General features: G+C 70.0%; 17 protein-coding genes. 11 read left to right on the forward strand and 6 right to left on the reverse strand.

Features of this window, described 5'->3' with window-relative positions:
- Position 1: 1 nt before the first annotated feature.
- The 3 genes from rpsR to rpsF all read right to left on the reverse strand — a co-directional run bounded on the left by rpsR (position 2) and on the right by rpsF (position 1241).
- On the reverse strand, positions 2-238 hold the full coding sequence (gene rpsR / locus OG982_RS14290) for a 30S ribosomal protein S18 (RefSeq protein ID WP_005315025.1): 237 nt from the start codon (positions 236-238) through the stop codon (positions 2-4).
- 43 nt (positions 239-281) lie between these two features.
- On the reverse strand, positions 282-878 hold the full coding sequence (locus OG982_RS14295; RefSeq protein WP_266786799.1) for a single-stranded DNA-binding protein: 597 nt from the start codon (positions 876-878) through the stop codon (positions 282-284).
- A 72-nt stretch (positions 879-950) separates the two neighbouring features.
- Positions 951-1241 carry a 30S ribosomal protein S6 gene (rpsF, locus tag OG982_RS14300; protein WP_004950685.1) on the reverse strand — a complete coding sequence of 97 codons (291 nt, stop codon included), beginning with the start codon at positions 1239-1241 and terminating at the stop codon, positions 951-953.
- Between the two features lie 249 nt (positions 1242-1490).
- Between rpsF and OG982_RS14305 the strand changes: the two genes are divergently transcribed.
- The 3 genes from OG982_RS14305 (at position 1491) to OG982_RS14315 (ending at position 4156) form a co-directional block, all read left to right on the forward strand.
- Positions 1491-1796: a hypothetical protein gene (locus OG982_RS14305; RefSeq protein WP_266786797.1), complete on the forward strand. Its 306-nt coding sequence runs from the start codon at positions 1491-1493 to the stop codon at positions 1794-1796.
- A 138-nt stretch (positions 1797-1934) separates the two neighbouring features.
- Positions 1935-3053, forward strand: coding sequence for a peptidoglycan bridge formation glycyltransferase FemA/FemB family protein (locus OG982_RS14310; protein WP_266786795.1), 1119 nt, complete (start codon positions 1935-1937; stop codon positions 3051-3053).
- A 71-nt stretch (positions 3054-3124) separates the two neighbouring features.
- A complete protein-coding gene (locus OG982_RS14315) occupies positions 3125-4156 on the forward strand; it encodes an alanine racemase (protein ID WP_266786793.1) in 1032 nt (343 codons plus the stop codon).
- Positions 4157-4186: 30 nt separating this feature from the next.
- Here OG982_RS14315 and OG982_RS14320 read toward each other — a convergent pair whose 3' ends face one another.
- The gene (locus OG982_RS14320; protein WP_266786791.1) at positions 4187-5665 is read right to left on the reverse strand and encodes a glycosyltransferase family 87 protein; all 1479 of its coding nucleotides are present in this window, start codon (positions 5663-5665) and stop codon (positions 4187-4189) included.
- A gap of 87 nt (positions 5666-5752) precedes the next feature.
- Complete coding sequence (locus tag OG982_RS14325) at positions 5753-8395, reverse strand: transglycosylase domain-containing protein (RefSeq protein WP_266786789.1); 2643 nt, start codon at positions 8393-8395, stop codon at positions 5753-5755.
- A gap of 275 nt (positions 8396-8670) precedes the next feature.
- On the opposite strand from OG982_RS14325, the gene OG982_RS14330 reads away from it, so the two are divergent.
- From OG982_RS14330 to OG982_RS14340, 3 genes are all read left to right on the forward strand, one after another.
- Entirely contained in the window at positions 8671-9273 is a 603-nt protein-coding gene (locus OG982_RS14330) for a PadR family transcriptional regulator (RefSeq protein WP_266786787.1), read from the forward strand.
- A 49-nt stretch (positions 9274-9322) separates the two neighbouring features.
- Positions 9323-10405: an inositol-3-phosphate synthase gene (locus OG982_RS14335; protein ID WP_189737960.1), complete on the forward strand. Its 1083-nt coding sequence runs from the start codon at positions 9323-9325 to the stop codon at positions 10403-10405.
- A 107-nt stretch (positions 10406-10512) separates the two neighbouring features.
- Positions 10513-11781 (forward strand): MFS transporter, encoded by a 1269-nt coding sequence (locus tag OG982_RS14340; protein ID WP_266786785.1) that lies wholly within the window; start codon positions 10513-10515, stop codon positions 11779-11781.
- A 97-nt stretch (positions 11782-11878) separates the two neighbouring features.
- Here OG982_RS14340 and OG982_RS14345 read toward each other — a convergent pair whose 3' ends face one another.
- Positions 11879-13345 (reverse strand): CCA tRNA nucleotidyltransferase, encoded by a 1467-nt coding sequence (locus OG982_RS14345; protein WP_266786783.1) that lies wholly within the window; start codon positions 13343-13345, stop codon positions 11879-11881.
- 184 nt (positions 13346-13529) lie between these two features.
- Here OG982_RS14345 and OG982_RS14350 point away from each other — a divergent pair, with 184 nt between their 5' ends.
- From OG982_RS14350 to OG982_RS14370, 5 genes are all read left to right on the forward strand, one after another.
- Positions 13530-15791: a DUF6049 family protein gene (locus OG982_RS14350; protein WP_266786781.1), complete on the forward strand. Its 2262-nt coding sequence runs from the start codon at positions 13530-13532 to the stop codon at positions 15789-15791.
- Positions 15792-15837: 46 nt separating this feature from the next.
- On the forward strand, positions 15838-18015 hold the full coding sequence (gene murJ / locus OG982_RS14355) for a murein biosynthesis integral membrane protein MurJ (protein WP_266786779.1): 2178 nt from the start codon (positions 15838-15840) through the stop codon (positions 18013-18015).
- Between the two features lie 117 nt (positions 18016-18132).
- The gene (locus OG982_RS14360; RefSeq protein ID WP_266786777.1) at positions 18133-19851 is read left to right on the forward strand and encodes a protein kinase family protein; all 1719 of its coding nucleotides are present in this window, start codon (positions 18133-18135) and stop codon (positions 19849-19851) included.
- 23 nt (positions 19852-19874) lie between these two features.
- Complete coding sequence (gene sigM / locus OG982_RS14365) at positions 19875-20588, forward strand: RNA polymerase sigma factor SigM (protein WP_266786775.1); 714 nt, start codon at positions 19875-19877, stop codon at positions 20586-20588.
- Positions 20585-21550 (forward strand): hypothetical protein, encoded by a 966-nt coding sequence (locus OG982_RS14370; RefSeq protein WP_266786773.1) that lies wholly within the window; start codon positions 20585-20587, stop codon positions 21548-21550. Before sigM ends, OG982_RS14370 begins: the two co-directional genes overlap by 4 nt.
- The last annotated feature ends 109 nt before the right edge of the window (positions 21551-21659 follow it).

Genomic DNA, 21659 nt, shown 5'->3' on the forward strand with positions numbered 1-21659 from the left:
CTTATCGCGCGGTGGACGTGTAGGGCAGCAGCGCCATCTCACGGCTGTTCTTGACGGCCGTGGCGACGTCACGCTGGTGCTGCGTGCAGTTGCCGGTAACGCGGCGGGCACGGATCTTGCCGCGGTCGGAAATGAACTTCCGCAGCATGTTCGTGTCCTTGTAGTCCACGTACGCGGTCTTGTCCTTGCAGAACGCGCAGACCTTCTTCTTAGGCTTGCGCACAGGCGGCTTCGCCATTGTGTCTCTCCTGTGTGATCAAGAAGTTTGGATGCGAGCTGCCCTAGAAGGGCGGCTCGTCCGAGTAGCCACCGCCGGAGCCGCCGGAGCTTCCGCCCCAGCCGCCCCCGCCGCCGCCCTGCTGCTGGCCGCCGGCCGGCGCGCTGGACGCCCACGGGTCGTCGGAGGGAGCTCCGCCGCCCTGCGGGGCGCCGCCGCTGGGGGCTCCGCCCCAGCCGCCGCCACCGCCCTGCTGCTGCTGACCGCCGCCGCCGTATCCACCCTGACCGCCGCGACCGGTGGTCTTGGCGACCTTGGCCGTGGCGTTCTTCAGGCTGGGGCCGACTTCCTCGACGTCCAGCTCGTAGACCGTGCGCTTGACACCCTCACGGTCCTCGTACGACCGCTGCCTCAGCCGGCCCTGCACGATGACGCGCATGCCTCGCTGGAGGGACTCAGCGACGTTCTCCGCCGCCTGCCGCCACACCGAGCAGGTCAGGAACAGGCTCTCGCCGTCCTTCCACTCATTGGTCTGACGGTCGAAGGTGCGGGGGGTGGACGCGACACGGAACTTCGCGACCGCCGCACCCGAGGGGGTGAAGCGCAGCTCGGGGTCGTCGACGAGATTGCCGACGACCGTGATGACGGTCTCGCCTGCCATGGATGAACCTCTCGGCGGGGATTGCTGCTGGGCTGCTGTGCTACTCGATCCCGATTACCGCTGAACCGAAGTTCAGTGGGTCTCGGGGCGAAGGACCTTGGTCCGGAGAACCGACTCGTTCAGGTTCATCTGTCGGTCAAGCTCCTTGACGACCGCAGGCTCGGCCTGAAGGTCGATGACCGAGTAGATGCCCTCGGGCTTCTTCTTGATCTCGTAAGCGAGACGACGACGGCCCCAGGTGTCGACCTTCTCGACCTTTCCGTTGCCCTCACGGACGACGGAGAGGAAGTTCTCGATCAGCGGGGAGACAGCGCGCTCCTCGAGATCGGGGTCGAGGATGACCATCACTTCGTAGTGACGCATGTGGAACCCACCTCCTTTGGACTCAGCGGCCACGGTCGTTCCGTGGCAGGAGGGTCGTGATGCGTGGCACGGCGCCTGAGAACAGACACCGCGCAGACCGTACAGACTACCTGCTCGACTCCTTCCGGTTGAAATCCGGCAGCAGGAGGCCACAATCTGTACTCAACGGGTGTGCTCGGTGCTATGCCCCCGGCCCCTTCCGGAGGCGGCCCGGCTCACCGCTCTGCTTCAGCCAGGAGGTGCCTTCCGATGGCACAGGCAATGCGACGCCAGTCCTCCATCTCGCTCTTCGCGACCGACGGCAAGCCCCACCCCCTGCAGGACACCCTGCTGGCGGCCACGCTGGTCCTCGGGGCCGTGGCGTTCGTCACGGCGTTCTTCCACAATCTGCACCTGCTCAGCTCGTGGACCGGGCTGATCGGGATCCTGACCGGCGCGTACGGACAGTTCATCTCGGAAACGACACGCGAGCGCTTCGCACTGATCATCGGCCTTGGCGCCTCGGCCATCGGCTTCTACCTCGGCATGGCGCACGGCGGACTCTTCGGGGGCTGAGCGGGCTGCCCGGGAGTCTCCGCGACAAGGGCGCCGGCCTCCGCCGGCACGGCACGGCCCGTCCCCCAGATGGGTGGCGCCCTTGTCGCAGTAGGCTTCGCGCCATAGCCAGCGAAGCCGCCGGAGGAGACGCCCCGCATGAGCCTGTCCCTGAGGACCATCAGTCGAGAGCAGCATCTGGATTACCTCCAGAGCCTGCCCTCGGCGAGCCACTGCCAGGTCCCGGCGTGGGCCGACGTGAAGAACGAGTGGCGCTCCGAGAACCTCGGATGGTTCAACGAGTCGCAAGAACTCGTCGGCGCCGCCCTCGTGTTGTACCGCCAGCTGCCCAAGGTGAAGCGCTACCTCGCGTACCTTCCCGAGGGCCCGGTCATCAACTGGTACGCCCCGAATCTGGAGGAGTGGCTCCAGCCGATGCTGGCCCACCTCAAGCACCAGGGCGCCTTCACCGTGAAGATGGGCCCGCCCGTCGTGATCCGCCGCTGGAACTCGGCGGCCATCAAGGCCGGTATCCAGGACCCCGACGTCAAGCGCCTGCGTGACGTGGAGGCCTCGGTCATCGAGCCGCGCGCGTTCGAGGTGTCCGACAAGCTGCGCCGCATGGGCTGGCAGCAGGCCGAGGACGGCGGCGCCGGATTCGGCGACGTGCAGCCCCGCTACGTGTTCCAGGTGCCGCTGGCCAACCGCTCGCTGGACGACGTCCTCAAGGGGTTCAACCAGCTGTGGCGCCGCAACATCAAGAAGGCCGAGAAGGCCGGCGTCGAGGTCGTCCAGGGCGGCTACGACGACCTGCCGACCTGGCAGCACCTGTACGAGATCACGGCCGAGCGCGACAAGTTCCGCCCGCGCCCGCTCAGCTACTTCCAGCGCCAGTGGACGGCCCTCAACTCCGAGGACCCCAACCGGATGCGGCTGTACATCGCCACGCACGAGGGGGAGCCGCTGGCCGCCGCCACAATGCTCACCGTCGGCCAGCACGTCTGGTACTCGTACGGCGCCTCGGCCAACCACAAGCGCGAAGTGCGGCCCTCGAACGCGATGCAGTGGCGCATGCTGCGCGACTCGTACGCGCTCGGCGCGAGCGTGTACGACCTGCGCGGCATCAGTGACACCCTGGACGAGAACGACCACCTGTTCGGCCTCATCCAGTTCAAGGTCGGTACGGGCGGCGAGGCCGTCGAGTACGTCGGCGAGTGGGACTTCCCGCTGAACAAGATGCTGCACAAGGCCCTCGACATCTACATGTCGCGGCGCTGACCCACACCGCCCCACCCCCACACACCGCACCGCTGCACAGGCAGCTGTTTCCAGAGAGGCTCCGGACGGGCATGGCGCTCACGCTCTACGTCGACACCGCGCGCTGGCGTGCGCACCAGAAGCAGATCCAGGACCAGTTCCCCGGGCTGATCCCCGTCTGCAAGGGCAACGGCTACGGCTTCGGCCACGAGCGGCTGTGCGAGGAGGCGACCCGGATGGGCTCCGACATCCTGGCCGTCGGGACCACGTACGAGGCCGCGAACATCAAGGACTGGTTCGGCGGGGACCTGCTGGTCCTCACCCCGTTCCGGCGGGGCGAGGACCCGGTGCCGCTGCCGGACCGGGTCATCCGCTCGGTGTCCTCGGTGGACGGCGTCCGCGGTCTGGTCGGCGCCCGGGTGGTCATCGAGTGCATGAGCTCGATGCGCCGCCACGGCATCTCCGAGCAGGACCTGGGGCAGCTGCACTCGGCGATCGAGGACGTCCGCCTGGAGGGCTTCGCCCTGCACCTGCCCCTCGACCGCCCGGACGGCACGGACGCCGTCGAGGAGGTCATCGGCTGGATGGACCGGCTGCGCGCAGCCCGGCTGCCGCTGCACACCATGTTCGTCAGCCACCTCAAGGCCCAGGAGCTGGCCCGGCTCCAGCAGCAGTTCCCGCAGACCCGCTTCCGGGCCCGGATCGGCACCCGGCTCTGGCTGGGCGACCACGAGGCCACGCAGTACCGCGGCGCGGTCCTCGACGTCACGCGCATCTCGAAGGGCGACCGGTTCGGCTACCGCCAGCAGAAGGCCGCGTCCGACGGCTGGCTCGTCGTTGTCGCCGGCGGCACCTCGCACGGCGTGGGCCTGGAGGCCCCCAAGGCCCTGCACGGGGTCATGCCGCGCGCCAAGGGCGTGGCCCGGGCGGGTCTGGCCACCGTGAACCGCAACCTGTCCCCGTTCGTCTGGGCGGGCAAGCAGCGCTGGTTCGCGGAGCCGCCGCACATGCAGGTGTCGATCCTGTTCGTGCCCTCGGACGCCACCGAGCCGAAGGTCGGGGACGAACTGGTGGCGCACCTGCGGCACACCACCACGCAGTTCGACCGGGTGCTCGACGCCTGATCCACCGGGTGGGCGTGTGGCGGGGGCGGGTCAGTCCCTGAGGTCCGCGCCCCACTCGACCCGCTGACCCTCAGAAGGCGCCGCGTACTGCGGCGCCTTCGTCGTGTGCGCCAGCGTGAACACGTCCTCGGCGCCGTCCAGGACGCCGCCGGAGGGGTCGTCCGAACCGTCCCGGCGCACGACGTCCCGGTCGGGGAGCAGGATGTCGCGGACGACGACGGCGCACAGGTAGAGCGTCGCGATCAGGTGGGCCGCGATCGCCAGCTGGTAGCCCTCGACGGGCAGGCCCTGGTGCTTGTCCCCGCTGGTCGTGTAGGCGAGGTAGAACCAGATCCCGAGGAAGTACGCGATCTCGCCGGCCTGCCAGATCAAGAAGTCCCGCCAGCGCGGCCGGGCGAGCGCCGCGAGGGGGATGAGCCACAGCACGTACTGCGGCGAGTAGACCTTGTTGGCCAGGATGAACGCGGCGACGACGAGGAAGGCCAGCTGCGCGAAACGGGGGCGCCGGGGCGCCATCAGGGTGAGCAGGCCGATGGCCGCGCACAGCAGCAGCGTCAGGACCGTCGCGTACGTGTTCGCGCCGTCGAGGGGGTTCCCGGAGCGCTGGGAAATCAGCAGCCACACGGAGCCGAAGTCGATGGGCCGTTCCTGGCTGAAGACGTAGAACCGCTTCCAGCCGTCCCAGGCGGCGATCATGACGGGCCCGTTGACCAGGAGCCAGGAGCCGGCCGCGCCGAGGACGGCGGCGCCGAACGCCCGCCACTTGCCGGCCCGCCAGCAGAGCACGAACAGCACGCCGAGCAGCAGGACGGGGTAGAGCTTGGCGGCCGTGGCCAGGCCGATGAGCACGCCGAAGACGACCGGGCGGCCGCGGGACCACATCAGCATCGCGGCGGCGGTCAGAGCGACGGCCAGCAGGTCCCAGTTGATCGTCGCGTTGAGGGCGAAGGCGGGTGCGAGGGCGAGGAGCAGCGCGTCCCAGGGCCGGCGGCGGTGGGTGCGGGCGACGCAGTAGGCGATGACCGCGGCGCAGACCATCAGCATGCCCGCGTTGACCATCCAGTACATCTGCTCGCGGTGCTGGATCGAGCCGCTGCCGGGGGTGAGCCAGGACGCGACCTGCATGAAGGCCCCGGTGAGGACCGGGTATTCGACGTACTGCATGTCGCCGTACTTCGGGTCGCCGTCGGGGAACCGGTCGAAGTACGGGACGAGGCCGTCGGCGAAGCCGCGCGCGGAGTACAGGTGCGGGATGTCCGAGTAGCAGGCGTGGGTGTACTGCGAGCCCGCTCCCTGGAACCACGCCCAGTCGTAGCAGGGCAGCTTCTGCACCATGCCGAGGGCGAACATCCCGAGGGCGACGAGGACGACGACGCGCACAGGGCTGAGCCAGTGGCCGCCCAGCCGGGCGTGGCGGCCGAGCGGGCCGCCGATGAGTTCGCTGCCGGCCGCGGCGACCTCGTCCTGCTGGGTGGGCAGTACGGGCCGTTCCTCGTGCACCTTCGTCATGCGCACATCCTGCCGTACGGGGGCCGGGCATGAGGGAGGGCCGTCGCACGGGGTGCGACGGCCCTCCTCGGTGCGGTGCGGGGTGGGTCAGTTCCCCATGCCGGTGTCCGTGCCCGTGTTGGTCCCGGTACCGGTGTTGGTGCCGCCCCAGCCGGTGATCCCGCCCGGGCGGCCGGGCCTGCCGGTCGGGGGCTGCGACGGGCCCCCGGTGGTTCCGCCGTCGGTGGTCCCGCCGTTGACGCCGCCGTTGTCCTGCCCGCTCGTGTTGCCGCCGCTGGTCGTCGGGTCGTAGCACACCCGCCACGGCTTGCAGGAGGGCTTGCCGCCGTTGGACGGGGACGGGGAGACCGACGGCGAGGTGCTCGGCGACGGCGAGGTCGATGGCGACACGGACGGCGACGGGACGATCGAGGGGCTGGGGGACGGGGCGCCGGACGCGTCCGCGGTGACGCCGATGTCGTCGGGCTCGGGGAACTGCTTGAGCGGGGTCCCCTTCAGCGCCTCGCGCATGTACTCGGTCCAGATCGCGGCCGGGATGTCACCACCGTGGATGGAGTCGACACCGCCCACGTGGTTCATGGACATCAGCTTCTTGTCCGCCGAGGTCGGGTCGGTACGGAACAGGGTGACCGCGGTGGACAGCTCCGGGGTGTAGCCGACGAACCAGGCCGACTTGTTCTTGTCGGTGGTGCCGGTCTTGCCCGCGGCGGGCCGGCCGAGCTTCTTGGCCTTGGTTCCTGTGCCGTTCTGGACGACGTTCTGCAGGACCTTGGTGACGTTGTCGGCGATGGCGTTGTCCATGGCGCGCTGCGCCTTGGGCGCCTCGAAGCCGGTCAGCTCCTTGCCGTCCTTCTCGACCTTGGTCACCGAGAACGGCTCGTGGTGGGTACCGGAGGCGGCGAAGGTGGCGTACGAGTCCGCCATCCGGATGGCGCTGGGGGTGGAGGTTCCCAGGGCGAAGGAGGCGGTGTTGTCCGGGTCCATCGACTCGGTGAGGATGCCCGTCGACTTGGCCACCTCGCGGACCTTGCTGTGGCCGACGTCGAAGACGAGCTGCGCGAACGGCACGTTGATGGACTTCTCCATCGCCTCGTTCAGCGTCACGTATCCGTAGGGGGTCGTGCTCTCGTTCTTCTGCCGGAACGGCTTGCCGTCATTGCCGGTCAGCGGCTTGCCCTGCCGGTTGTTGATCACGGTGAGGTCGTTGGCGGGGTACTTGCTGTCGACCGAGATGCCCGAGCCGCTCGAGTTCTGGGTGCCGTACTCCAGCGCCGCCGCCAGCACGTACGGCTTCCAGGTCGAGCCGACCGGGACACCGATGGTGTTGGCGTTGTTGGTGAAGTGCTTCTTGTCCCAGCCCGGACCGCCGTACATGGCCACGATCGCGCCGCTCTTCACGTCCACGGAGGCGGCGCCGAACTGCACGAAGGTGTCGTACTCAGGGCGCTTCTTCTCGTCGAGGAAGTCGTCGCGGGTCTCCTCGACGGCCTTGACCAGGGCGTCCACCTTCGGCTTCTGGAAGGTGGTGTGGATCTGGTAGCCGCCCAGGGCCATCTTCTCGGCGGTGATGTCCTTGGTCTTCATCACGTACTGCTTGGCGGTCTCGACCAGGTAGCCGGTCTGACCGGACATGCCGCGCGCCAGCTCGGAGTCCACCAGCTTGGGGAAGTCCTTGACCTGGTCCCGGTCCGCCTTCTGCATCCGGCCGACCTCGACCTCGCGGTCCAGCACCCAGGCCCAGCGCTTGCGGGCGCGGTCGGTGTTGGCCTGCGGGGTGGCGGCGGTACCGATGCCGCCGTCCGGGTTGTACAGGTTGGGGCCCTTGAGCACGGAGGCGAGGAAGGCGCTCTCGGACGGCGTGAGCTCCTCGCAGTCCTTGCCGAAGTAGGCGCGGGCGGCCGCCTGGATGCCGTAGGCGTCCCGCCCGTAGTAGGCGGTGTTCAGGTAGCCGGCGAGGACGTCGTCCTTCTCCGCGCTCACACCCAGCTTTATCGCGATGAAGAGCTCCGTGACCTTGCGCTTGAGCGTCTGGTCGGAGTCCAGGTACGTGTTCTTCACGTACTGCTGGGTGATCGTCGAGCCGCCCTGGGTGGAACCGCCCTTGGCCATGTTCCACACGGCGCGGGCGATACCCATCGGGTCGACGCCCTTGTCGGTCTCGAAGGACTCGTTCTCCGCCGAGATCACGGCGTCCTGCATCGAGCGGGGGATCTTGGAGATGGGCACGATCTGCCGGTTCATGGAACCGCCGGTCGCGACCATCTGGGTGCCGTCGGCCCAGTAGAAGACGTTGTTCTGGGCCTGGGCCGCCAGGTTCGGGTTCGGCGTGTTCACCATGGCGATGCCGATGCCGGCCCCGGCCGTGATGATCGCGAAGAAGCCCAGGGCGGTGCCGCCGACGAACTTCCAGGACGGCACGAAGCGCTGCCAGCCGTCCTTGTCGGACCGCGGGTAGTTGATGAGCCGCTTGTCCTGGCGTCCCGCGCCCCTGCCCGCCTGGCCCGCGCCCCGGCCTCGGGATCCGGGCCCGCGCTGGGCGGCTCTGCGGGCGTCTGCGCGGCTGCCATGGCCGGGCCTGTCGGTGTAAGGGACGCTCGCGGACGCGGTGGGCACGTCGCGTCCGGCGCCGGGGGCGCCCCGGCCGGGGCGCTGCTGGGCAGCCCGGCGGGCCGCGGCGCGTCCGCCGCCCTGGGGCTCGGGCTCGGGCGGTTTACGGCGGTGCTCGCTCATCGAACGACTACTCCTCGGGCAGGCGAGTGGCCTGGAAGCGGCAGTTGAGTTCCGGTTCCCCCCGGTGTCATGGCGCACAGACTACGCACGCTCAAAACCCAATCAGTGCCGAAGTTCACCCCAAATCAGGCAACTTGCCTCGTACGAATTGGTGATGTGATGCCGGTCACTACGTCACCCCTTGTCGCCGACGGCCGCCCGTTCTATCGTCTGGATGTATCGAGTCGATACATCAGCTCGACATAAAGACTCAGGGGCGGAGGAGAGGCAGGCGGATGAGCAGGCGCTCAGGCATCCTCGAGTTCGCCGTCCTCGGCCTGCTTCGCGAATCCCCCATGCACGGCTATGAGCTGCGCAAGCGGCTCAACACCTCACTGGGGGTGTTCAGGGCGTTCAGCTACGGGACGCTCTATCCCTGCCTCAAGACGCTGGTCGCCAACGGCTGGTTGATCGAGGAACCGGGCAGCGCCCCGGAAGACGCTCTCGCCGCTTCACTCGCAGGGCGCCGCGCCAAGATCGTCTACCGGTTGACGGCCGCGGGTAAGGAGCACTTCGAGGAGCTCCTTTCCCACACAGGGCCGGACACCTGGGAAGACGAGTCCTTCGCCGCCCGCTTCGCCTTCTTCGGCCAGACCGAACGCGAAGTGCGCATGAGGGTGCTGGAGGGCCGCCGCAGCCGGCTGGAAGAGCGCCTCGAGAAGATGCGGGCCTCGCTCGCCCGCACGCGGGAACGCCTCGACGACTACACGCTTGAGCTGCAGCGACACGGAATGGAATCCGTGGAGCGCGAAGTCCGCTGGCTGAACGAGCTGATCGAGAGCGAGCGGGCGGGACGGGACAAGAGAAACCCCGGTCCGCCCGACGAAACTACAAAATGAGGTCTGCATCTCGCAGACCTCGTCCGAGAACAAACAGGGAGCAACCGGAATGGGTTCGGTTCGCGTAGCCATCGTCGGCGTGGGCAACTGCGCCGCCTCGCTGGTGCAGGGCGTCGAGTACTACAAGGACGCCGACCCGGCGGCCAAGGTCCCCGGTCTGATGCACGTCCAGTTCGGCGACTACCACGTGCGTGACATCGAGTTCGTCGCCGCGTTCGACGTCGACGCGAAGAAGGTCGGCCTCGACCTCTCCGACGCCATCGGCGCCAGCGAGAACAACACCATCAAGATCTGCGACGTCCCGAACGCCGGTGTGACCGTTCAGCGCGGCCACACCTACGACGGCCTGGGCAAGTACTACCGCATGACCATCGAGGAGTCCGCCGAGGCTCCGGTCGACGTGGTCCAGGTCCTCAAGGACCGCGAGGTCGACGTCCTGATCTGCTACCTGCCCGTCGGCTCCGAGGACGCGGCGAAGTTCTACGCGCAGTGCGCCATCGACGCCAAGGTCGCGTTCGTCAACGCCCTCCCGGTCTTCATCGCCGGCACCAAGGAGTGGGCGGACAAGTTCACCGAGGCCGGTGTCCCGATCGTCGGCGACGACATCAAGTCGCAGGTCGGCGCGACCATCACGCACCGCGTGATGGCGAAGCTGTTCGAGGACCGCGGTGTCCGTCTTGAGCGCACCATGCAGCTCAACGTCGGCGGCAACATGGACTTCAAGAACATGCTCGAGCGCGACCGCCTCGAGTCGAAGAAGATCTCCAAGACGCAGGCCGTCACCTCGCAGATCCCCGACCGTGAGCTCGGCGAGAAGAACGTCCACATCGGCCCGTCCGACTACGTCGCGTGGCTCGACGACCGCAAGTGGGCCTACGTCCGCCTCGAAGGCCGCGCCTTCGGCGACGTCCCGCTGAACCTCGAGTACAAGCTCGAGGTCTGGGACTCCCCGAACTCCGCCGGTGTCATCATCGACGCCCTGCGCGCCGCGAAGATCGCCAAGGACCGCGGTATCGGCGGCCCGATCCTGTCGGCGTCCAGCTACTTCATGAAGTCCCCGCCGGTGCAGTACTTCGACGACGAGGCCCTGGCCAACGTCGAGAAGTTCATCAAGGGCGAGGTCGAGCGCTAGTCGATCCCCAAGGGTCCGCTCAGGACACCTGGACTTCGACTGTTCTTCCGCGGAGGGTCCCCGGGCAATGCGCCCGGGGACCCTCCGCGTATGTGACCCTTGCCCTCATGCCTGTCGTACGTGATCTGCGCGTACTCCTGCGCTTGAGGGATTTCCGCAACCTGCTCGCCGTACGGCTGCTCTCCCAGGCCGCGGACGGCGTGTACCAGGTCGCGCTCGCCACCTACGTGGTCTTCTCCCCGGAGAAGCAGGCCTCGCCCGCGGCCATCGCCTCGGCCATGGCCGTCCTGCTCCTGCCCTACTCGGTGATCGGCCCCTTCGCCGGCGTGCTCCTGGACCGCTGGCGCCGCCGCCAGGTGTTCCTCTACGGCAACCTGCTGCGCGCGTTCCTCGCCTGCGTCACCGGCATGCTCATCGCCGCGAACGTCCCCGCCTGGCTCTTCTACGCCTCGGCCCTGTCCGTGACCGCCGTCAACCGCTTCGTGCTGGCCGGGCTGGCCGCCTCGCTGCCCCGGGTCGTCGGCCCCGACCAGCTGGTCACCGCCAACGCCCTCTCTCCCACCGCCGGGACCCTCGCGGCGACCGCCGGCGGGGGACTGGCCTTCCTCGTACGGCTAGTGGCCTCCGACTCCAATGCCCTCGTCGTCCTGCTCGGAGCCGGGCTCTACCTCGGCGCCGCCCTGATGTCCCTGCGCCTGGCCATCGGGCTCCTCGGGCCCGACCACCCCCGGGGCCAGTCCCACCCGTCCCTGACCGAAGGGGTCGCCCTCACCGTCCGGGGCATGGCCGAGGGCCTGCGGCACCTGGCCGAACGACGCGAGGCCGCCCAGGCGCTCACCGCGATGACCGCGATGCGGTTCTGCTACGGGGCCCTGACCGTCATGCTGCTCATGCTCTGCCGCTACTCATGGTCGGACAACGAGTCCGACGGCCTGGCCCTGCTGGGCCTCGCGGTGGGCGTATCCGGCGCCGGATTCTTCACCGCCGCCGTCATCACACCCGGGGTCGTGAGCCGCCTGGGCACCCGCGGCTGGATCACCATCTGCTCCGCCGGCGCCGCCGTCCTGGTACCGGCTCTCGGCTTGTTCTTCACCCCCGGCCCGATGCTGGCCGCCGCCTTCGTTCTCGGCCTCGCCACGCAGGGCGCCAAGATCTCCACCGACACCGTGGTGCAGTCCCGGGTGGACGACGACTTTCGGGGCCGCGTCTTCTCCGTCTACGACGTGCTGTTCAACGTCGCGTTCGTCGGCGCCGCCGCGGTCGCCTCCCTCATGCTCCCCACCGACGGACAGTCCGTCGTACTGATCATGAGCGTGTCCGTCGTCTACGCCGTGACCGCGGCGCTCCTGCTGCGGCAAGGACGACGTTTCACGTGAAACATCGCCGGGACCGACCCGCTGCGCGATGTTTCACGTGAAACGGGGTCGATGTTTCACGTGAAACATCGACCCCGCCGACCACCGCGCGCCTGTGTCAGGCCTGGGCGGCCCACCACTCCTTGAGGGCCGCGACTGCGGCGTCATGCCCCATCGGACCGTTCTCCAGGCGCAGGTCCAGCAGGAACGCGTACGCCTTGCCGATCACCGGGCCGGGGCCGACACCCAGCACCTGCTGGATCTCGTTGCCGTCCAGGTCGGGCCGGATCGCGTCCAGCTGCTCCTGCTCCTTGAGCTGGGCGATGCGCTCCTCCAGACCGTCATAGGTCCGGGAGAGCGCGTTGGCCTTGCGCTTGTTGCGGGTGGTGCAGTCCGAGCGGGTCAGCTTGTGCAGCCGCTCCAGCAGCGGACCGGCGTCACGGACGTAGCGCCGCACCGCGGAGTCGGTCCACTCGCCGTCCCCGTAGCCATGGAAGCGCAGGTGCAGCTCCACCAGCCGGGACACGTCCTTGATCATGTCGTTGGAGTACTTCAGCGCGGTCATGCGCTTCTTGGTCATCTTCGCGCCCACCACCTCGTGGTGGTGGAAGGAGACCCGGCCATCGCTCTCGAACCGGCGGGTCCGGGGCTTGCCGATGTCGTGCAGCAGGGCAGCCAGCCGCAACACCAGGTCCGGACCGTCCTCCTCCAGGGCGATCGCCTGCTCCAGCACGATCAGCGAGTGATCGTAGACGTCCTTGTGCCGGTGGTGTTCGTCACTCTCCAGCCGCAGCGCGGGCAGCTCGGGCAGCACATGGTCAGCCAGCCCGCTGTCCACGAGCAGACCCAGACCCTTGCGGGGGTTCTCCGACAGCAGCAGCTTGTTCAGTTCGCCCTGCACCCGTTCCGCGGAGACGATCTCGATCCGGTCGGCCATCGCCGTCATCGCGGCCACGACCTCGGGAGCCACCTCGAAGTCCAGCTGCGCGGCGAACCGGGCCGCGCGCAGCATGCGCAGCGGATCGTCCGAGAACGAGTCCTCGGGCGTGCCGGGGGTCCGCAGGACACCCGCCTCGAGGTCCTCCAGGCCGCCGTGCGGATCCACGAACTCCTTCTCGGGCAGCGCGACGGCCATCGCGTTCACCGTGAAGTCACGGCGGACCAGATCCTCCTCGATCGAGTCGCCGTAGGAGACCTCCGGCTTGCGCGAGGTCCGGTCGTAGGACTCCGAGCGGTAGGTGGTCACCTCGATCTGGAAGTTCCGGTGAGCGTCTCCGCTGCGGGCCACCTTCTGCGCGCCGACGGTGCCGAAGGCGATCCCGACGTCCCACACGGAGTCGGCCCACGGCCGGACGATCTTCAAAACGTCCTCGGGGCGGGCGTCCGTGGTGAAGTCGAGGTCGTTGCCGAGCCGCCCGAGCAGCGCGTCGCGGACGGACCCGCCGACCAGGGCGAGGCGGAATCCGGCCTCCTGGAAACGGCGGCCGAGCTCGTCGGCGACAGGCGCGACCCGCAGCAGTTCACTCACCGCGCGGCGCTGCACCTGACTCAGGGCACTGGGGTTGTCTTCATTGGCGTTCGGCACAACAGAAAAGGGTACGTGCCCGGCCCGGCGAGGGCTCCCTCGTTTGTTACCACCCCGGCACACTTCGGCGGCGGTGTGGCCCCGATCATGTGGAGCAAGGCGCGGCACTCGCGCCCAGCGGGTCTCGTTACCATGCGTGGACGCACAAACGACGACCACTGACACTTCGAGGACGGGCGGGCGCGTGGCCGAGGCGGCAGACAACCAGGGGGCAGTACCGGCCCCTGCCCGGCGTCGCTGGCTGCGGCGCGCGGTCGTCCTGCTCGCCGGGACGCCGGTGCTCGCCGCCCTGGTCTATGCCCCCGCCCCGCCGGCCCAGGCCGCGGACGCCGCCGTCGATGTCCAATTGGACACACTGACCCCTGCGGCTCCGGTCAAGGGCGACACCCTGACGATCTCGGGGACGGTGGTCAACAACACCCGCGAGGCGATCAACGACGCGCACGTGGGCCTGCGGGTCGGATCCCCGCTGGGGGACCGCAGCGCCATCGACGAGGTGGCGGACCGCACGGGCTTCCGGCCCGGCACGGACCCCGCGGAGATCGACTCGGCGTACGCCGTGAAGATCGACTCGCTGCCCGCGAAGGGCGCGCAGGCGTTCACCATCAAGGTTCCGGTGAACAAGCTCCCGCTGGACAAGGACGGCGTCTACCAGCTCGGCGTCTCCCTGTCCGGAGAGAGCGCGAACCGCCCGTACGAGCAGGTCCTGGGCATCGAGCGGACCTTCCTGCCCTGGCAGCCCGAGGCCGCCTCCAAGCGCTCCCACCTGGCCTACGTGTGGCCGCTGATCTCCACGACGCACCTGACGGCGGAGACCGGCTCGGACGAGACCCAGACGCCCGTCTTCCTCGACGACAACCTCGCCGACGAGCTGAAGCCCGGTGGCCGCCTGGAGCAGATGGTCACGCTCGGCAAGGAGCTGCCCATCACGTGGGTCATCGACCCCGACCTGCTCTACACGGTCGACGCGATGACCAAGGGCTACCGGATCCGCACCCCCGACGGCCGGACCGTGCAGGGCAAGAACAAGGCCGTGGCCGAGCAGTGGCTCAGCTCCCTGGAGGCCGCCGTCCAGGGCAAGAAGGTCGTCGCGCTGCCGTTCGCCGACCCCGACATCGCCTCCCTCGCGCACCGCGGCAAGGACGTGTCGGGCACCCTGGGCCAGCTGCGCCCGGCCACCGACAAGGCGAAGCAGGCCGTCGAGACGGTCCTGCACGTGCCCGCCTCCACCGGTTTCTCCTGGCCGGTGGCCGGCGCGATCGACCCGTCGATCGTCAACGTCGCCACCTCGGCCGGCGCCCACAACGTCCTCACCCGCAGCGACAGCCTCCGCGAGACCGGCTCCCTCGGCTACACCCCCTCGGCGGCCCGGCCCATCGGCGCGGGCAGCACCGCCGTCGTGGCCGACGCCGGCCTCTCCACCGCCTTCGAGGGCAACATGCTCAGCGCCGGGAACTCCACGCTCGCCGTGCAGGAGTTCCTGGCCCACAGCCTCGCCCTCAACCTGCAGGACACCGGCGAACAGCGCAGCTTCGTGGTCGCCCCGCAGCGGATGCCGTCGTCCAGCCAGGTGCAGACGATGGCCGCCGCCCTGCGCGGCCTCCAGAGCGGCCGCTGGACGCAGCCCACCGACCTGGAGGCCGCGGCCGCCGCGAAGCCCGACCCGGGCGCGGCCACCCAGGTGCCGGGGGCCGGTCAGTACCCCGAGTCCCTGCGCAAGCAGGAGCTGCCGGTGTCCGCGTTCGAGAACATCCGCACCACACAGAACACCCTCGACCACTTCAAGGTGATCCTCTCCGCGCCGGACCGCGTGGAGATCCCGTTCGGCAACACCATGAACCGCGAGATGTCCTCCACGTGGCGCGGCCGCCCGGAGGAGGCCAAGGTCTACCGGGACCAGGTGCAGCGGTACCTGATCGGCCTCACCGAGAAGGTCAAGGTCATCCCGAAGTCCGACGCCACCCTGTCCGGGCACAGCGCGACCCTTCCGGTGACAGTGCAGAACAGCCTCGTCCAGGACGTCCACGACCTGGTGCTGCGGGTGAAGTCCGCCAACCCCACCCGCCTGATGTTCGACGACAGCGGCACGGCCCAGCAGGAAGTCACCGTCCAGGCCGACCACAGCCAGACGCTGAAGTTCACCGCCAACGCCACGGCGAGCGGTCCGGTCGAGGTCACGGCGCAGCTCTTCACCAAGGACGGCGTGCCCTACGGCAAGGAACGCAAGTTCACCGTCGACGCCACGGAGATCACTCCCACCGTCATGCTGGTGATCGCCGGCGGCGTGCTCCTCCTCGTTCTGGCAGGCGTGAAGATGTACGCCAGCCGCAAGCGCGTAGCGGCCCGTGCGGCCGCCGAGGAGAGCACGCAGCCGAGTGACGAGTCCCCGGACACCGGACCGCAAAGCGCGAGCGGGTCCGGCACGAGTGAGACAGTGGACCGTTGAGCGAGCCGTGGCCGGTCGGGCCTGGGGACGATGAGGTGGGGTTTCGATGAACGCGCCGTACAACGGTGACCGCGCGCAGGGCACTGGCGGGCCCGCGCCCTCCCAGGGCACTGCCCCGGGCACACCGGTGCCCGGGCAGGTTCCCGCGCCTGCGCCCGCGCCGGATCACGACCCTTATGTCCAGGACGCCTACGATCACGACCCGTACCGGTCGCAGGACCTCTCGGCCCAGGACCCGGTGGCGGAGGTGCTCTACGACCGCGCCTCCCACCCCCCGCCGCCGCCCGGCACCTTCCAGGAGCCCGGCCCGCTCTACGCGGCCCCGGCCGCGCCCGTGCACGGCCCCGACCCGCGGGTGTGGGCCCAGACCCCGCCGCCGGAGCCCGACGGCCCGTCCCGCCACCTGCCCTACGGGGACCACGCCACCACCACCCAGTTCGTCGGTGTCGACTCACTCGTGACCAGCGCGGCGGACGAGCGGGCCGAGCCCGACGCGTTCGCGCACCTCTACCGGGACCAGCAGGCGGCGCCCCGCACCCCGGCCGAGGACGCCCCCGTCGCCGCCCCGGCACCGAGCAAGCCCGCCGGGCGCGCCGCCGGCCTGCTCAAGTCCAGCGCCCTCATGGCCGCCGGCACGATCGTCTCCCGCATTACCGGCTTCCTGAGGACCCTGGTCATCGCCGGCGCGATCGGCGTCGCCACCCTCAACGACAGCTACCAGGTCGCCAACACCCTGCCGACGATGATCTACGTCCTGGTCGGCGGCGGCGCCCTGAACTCCGTCTTCATCCCGCAGCTGGTCCGCGCAATGAAGAACGACGAGGACGGCGGCGAGGCCTACGCCAACCGCCTGCTGACCCTCGTCATGGTGCTGCTCGGCGCGGTCACCACGATCTGCGTCCTCGCGGCCCCGCTGTTCATCGGCATGATGTCGCAGAAGATCGCCGACGATCCGCAGCGGATGGACGTCGCCGTCGCCTTCGCCCACTACTGCCTGCCGACCATGTTCTTCATGGGCGTGCACGTGGTACTCGGTCAGATCCTCAACGCCCGCGGCCGGTTCGGCGCGATGATGTGGACCCCCGTCCTCAACAACATCGTCGTCATCGCCACCTTCGGCGCCTTCATCTGGGCCTTCGGCGGCTTCACCGCCACCGGCGTGACCGAGGGGAGCATCACCCCAGAGGGCGTCCGCCTGCTGGGCCTGGGCACCCTGCTCGGCCTCACCGTCCAGTCCCTCGCGATGGTCCCCTACCTGCGCGACGCCGGCTTCAAGCCCCGTCTGCGCTTCGACTGGAAGGGGCACGGCCTCGGCAAGGCGGCCGGCCTGGCCAAGTGGACGTTCTTCTTCGTCCTCGCCAACCAGCTCGGCCTCGTCGTCGTCACCCAGCTCGCCACCTGGGCGGGCCAGGTCGCCGCCAAGCAGGGCCACGGCGGTACCGGCATCACCGGCTACAACTACGCGCTGCTGCTGTGGCAGATGCCGCAGGCCATCATCACCGTCTCCGTCATGACGGCCGTCCTGCCGCGCATCTCCCGCTCCGCCCACGACGGGGACGCCGCCGCCGTCCGCGACGACATCTCCTACGGCCTGCGCACCTCGGCCGTCGCGATCGTGCCCTGCGCCTTCGCGTTCCTCGCGCTGGGCGTCCCGATGTCCACGCTGCTCTACGCCGGCTCCGGCACGCAGAGCGCCCAGAACATCGGCTTCATCCTGATGGCCTTCGGCCTCGGACTGATCCCCTACTCCGTCCAGTACGTGGTCCTGCGCGGCTTCTACGCCTACGAGGACACCCGGACGCCCTTCTACAACACCGTCATCGTCGCCGCCGTCAACGCCGGCGTCTCCGCCCTCGCGTTCTTCGTCCTCCCGGCCCGCTGGGCCGTCGTCGGCATGGCCTTCGCCTACGGCCTCGGCTACGCCGTCGGCGTGGGCGTCGCCTGGCGCCGGCTGCGCACCCGCCTGGGCGGCGACCTCGACGGCGCCCACGTGATGCGCACCTACACGCGCCTCATCGGTGCCTGCGTCCCGGCCGCGGCCGTCGCCGGCGCCGCCGCGTACGGGGTCACCCAGTGGCTGGGCAGCGGAGTCCTCGGTTCCGTCGTCGCCCTGGTGGCCGGACTCATCGCCTTGGCCGCCGTGTTCCTCGCCGCCGCCAAGCGCATGCGCATCGAAGAGCTCAACGCGATGGTCGGAATGGTCCGCGGGCGCATGGGGCGCTGATGCGCACAACCGTTGCCCCTCTTCGCGTGTCGTGCATAGCGCCAGACTGTGGGCACAATTGGCATGGCTTCGCAGACTGGCCGACAGCGCGCAACGGATGGGGAGGCAGGGACGACGGTGGCGGAACGTAGCACGGCTGCCGTCGACGTGGCCGACAACAGCGGCGACGAGCCGCTGGCCGCAGATGCGGCCAAGGCCACGGCCGACGGGGTGGACACCCAGAACCGACAAGCCGCGGACGGACCCATGCCCGAGAAGGACGGCGAACGCGCGAGCGCGGCCTCCTCGGCTGCGCCCGAACTCCACAGCGGCCACAAGCTCGCCAGACGCTACCGGCTCGAGGAGTGCGTCACCCGTCTGGACGGATTCAGCAGCTGGCGCGCGATGGACGAGAAGCTGCGGCGCGCCGTGGGCGTCCACCTGCTGCCCGCCGACCACGCGCGGGCCCGCTCCGTGCTGGCCGCGGCCCGCTCCTCCGCCCTCCTCGGCGACCCCCGGTTCGTCCAGGTCCTCGACGCGGTCGAGGAGAACGACCTCGTCTACGTCGTCCACGAGTGGCTGCCCGACGCCACCGAGCTCACCGCGCTCCTCGCGGCGGCACCCCTGGAACCCCACGAGGCCTACCAGCTCGTCAGCCAGGTCTCCCAGGCCATGGCCGCGGCCCACCGCGAGGGCCTGTCCCACCTGCGCCTGACGCCCAGCGCGATACTGCGCACCTCCACGGGCCAGTACCGCATCCGCGGCCTCGCCGTGAACGCCGCCCTGCGCGGCATCACCAGCGAGACCCCGCAGCGTGCGGACACCGAGGCCATCGGCGCGCTCCTGTATGCCGCCCTCACCCAGCGCTGGCCGTACGAGAGCGACGCCTACGGCCTCACCGGCCTGCCCAAGGGCGTCGGCCTGATCGCACCCGACCAGGTCCGCGCCGGCGTCCACCGGGGCCTGGGCGAGCTCGCCATGCGCGCCCTCGCCAACGACGGGGCCACCGCCTCCCGCCAGGAGCCCGCCTGCACCACCCCCGAGGAACTGGCCAAGGCCGTCGCCGCGATGCCGCGCATCCGGCCGCCGGAGCCCGTCTTCACGGCCCCGCCCGAGTACCAGCACACCACCTACCAGCAGGGCAGCTACGGCCGTCCCACGCCTCCCGGCGTACCCACCGCACAGCGCCTCGCCGTCGCACCCCCGCCGCCCCCGCTGCAGAGCCGTACCGGCCGGGCCCTCAAGTGGAGCGTCGCCGCCCTGCTCATCGCCGCCCTCGGCCTGGGCAGCTGGCAGCTCGCCGACACCCTGCTGGAGCGCACCAACCGGAACAGCGACAACCAGCACCAGCAGACGACGCCGGGCGACGACGCACCGCAGAAGAAGGAACCCGCGCAGATCGCCATCAAGCGGGCCGAGGAGTACTACCCCGACGGCACGCCCCAGGACCTCGACGGCGTCTCCAACACGTACGACGACGACAAGTCGTCCTTCTGGCGCACCCGGACCTTCTACGACGGCCCCGAGGTGAAGGTCAAGGACGGCCTCGGCATCGTCTACGACCTCGGCTCCGAGCGGGACGTCAGCGCCGCCTCGATAGCGCTGAAGTACGCCGGCAACCACACCACCGTCACGCTGTACGCGACCAAGAACATGTCCTCGCAGACACCGGTCTCGTCCATGAAGAAGATCGTCGGGGCCGCCACCTCGGAGAACCAGCTCAAGCTGACCACCGAAAACCCGGTCAAGACGCGCTACGTCCTGCTGTGGATCACCGCCATGCCGCAGGCCGGAGCGGACGACTACACCAAACCCGGCTACAAGCAGGCCATCACGGATGTGCAGTTCGCGGGCTGACTCAGCAGGGGAGGGGCTCACCGTTGGACGACGCCGCAACCGGCGGCCGCAGCGACCAGGAACTCCTGGCCCTGCACGCCGCCGGAGACCCCGACGCGTTCGGTGAGCTCGTCCGCCGCCACCGGGACCGGCTCTGGGCCGTAGCCCTGCGCACCCTCGGTGACCGCGAGGAAGCCGCCGACGCCGTCCAGGACGCCCTCGTCTCCGCCTACCGGGCCGCCCACACCTTCCGCGGCGAATCCGCGGTCACCACCTGGCTGCACCGCATCACCGTCAATGCCTGCCTCGACCGGGCCCGCAAGACGGCCTCCCGCAAGACCTCGCCCCTGGACGACACGGAGCGCCTGGAGCGCCTCCTGGAGCCCCACGAGTCCGCCGAGGCGCCCGCGGAGCGCCAGGACCTCCACCGCCAGCTCCTGGCCGCCCTCGGCACCCTCCCGGCCGAGCAGCGGGCCGCGCTCGTCCTCGTCGACATGCAGGGATACCCGGTCGCCGAGGCCGCCCGCATCCTCGACGTACCCACCGGCACCGTGAAAAGCCGGTGCGCGCGCGGCCGGGCGAAACTCCTCCCGATGCTCACCCATCTACGCACGAATGCCGGGGATAACACCGCCACCGAGCGGGGAAGGAACCGGACGCCGGGGACACCCGTCCCACCAGCGGCAAGCCCCATGCATCCGGCCCCGCATCCGGCCCCGGACCCAGACGCTGTGAAGGGCGGAGGTGGACGAGCGTGACTCCCACAACCGGCACGATCCGGCACCCGGACGTCTCGGAGATCTCCGACCTGACCGAAGGACTCCTCTCCCCGGTCCGTACAGCCGAAGTGCGCCGCCACCTCGGCGACTGCGTCCTGTGCGCCGACGTCCGGGCGTCCCTCGAAGAGATCCGCGCGCTGCTGGGCACCCTCCCGGGCCCGCCCCGCATTCCCGCCGACATCGCGGGACGCATCGACGCGGCCCTCGCCGCCGAGGCACTACTCGACGCCACCACCCCCCGCGACGAGCAGACGCCCGCCGCACGGGACGACCGTTCCGCTGATTCACCGGAGGCGCCCCCAGCGGCAGCCGGGGGAGGCACACCGGCCGCGCCGCCCACCGCGGGCGCCGGATCCGGCGGACAGCGGCCCGCCGGTCACCCGGTCGGCGCAACCGGCCCCGGCCGGCGTCGCGCCCGCCGACGGATCGCCATCGTCACGGGCCTCGCCGGAGCGGCCGCCTTCGCCCTCGCTGTCTTCCTGCTCAACGGACCCACCGGCACGCCCTCCCACGACACCGCCACCCGCGGCAGAACCGAGAGCAGCGCCGCCGCCCAGCCCTCGACCGACACCTACACCTCCGAGGGCCTGCGGAGCAGCGTCCAGCACCTCCTCGCCAACTCGGAGAGCCCCAAGGCCGCGACCAGCGAGGGCAACAGCACCTACGGCCTGGAGAACACCTCGCCGGCTCCCGGAGTCGCCCCGCAGGACCGCCGGGCCGCCTCCGTCCCGCCCTGCGTGCAGGACGCCACCGGCCGGCCGGAGACCCCGCTGGCCACCGAACGCGGCAGCTACCAGGGCGCCCCCGTGTACCTCCTCGTCCTCCCCCACCCCGGCGACCCCGCCCGGGTGGACGCGTATCTCGTCGGCGCCGGCTGTGCGGACACCCCCACGAGGGCCCCCGGAAAACCTCTGCTGACCAGCACCTACCCGCGAAGCTGACGCGTTCGGGACCTCGCGCGGCCAAGTGGGGAATGTGTGCGCCGTAGGATCCGTTGGGTGGGGTGAGAGTCCGCACCGGCCCCCGGTAGGCAGCACGCAGTCCGCAGAG

Origin of the sequence: Streptomyces sp. NBC_01551, from assembly GCF_026339935.1 — a bacterium.
Taxonomy (GTDB): Bacteria; Actinomycetota; Actinomycetes; order Streptomycetales; family Streptomycetaceae; genus Streptomyces.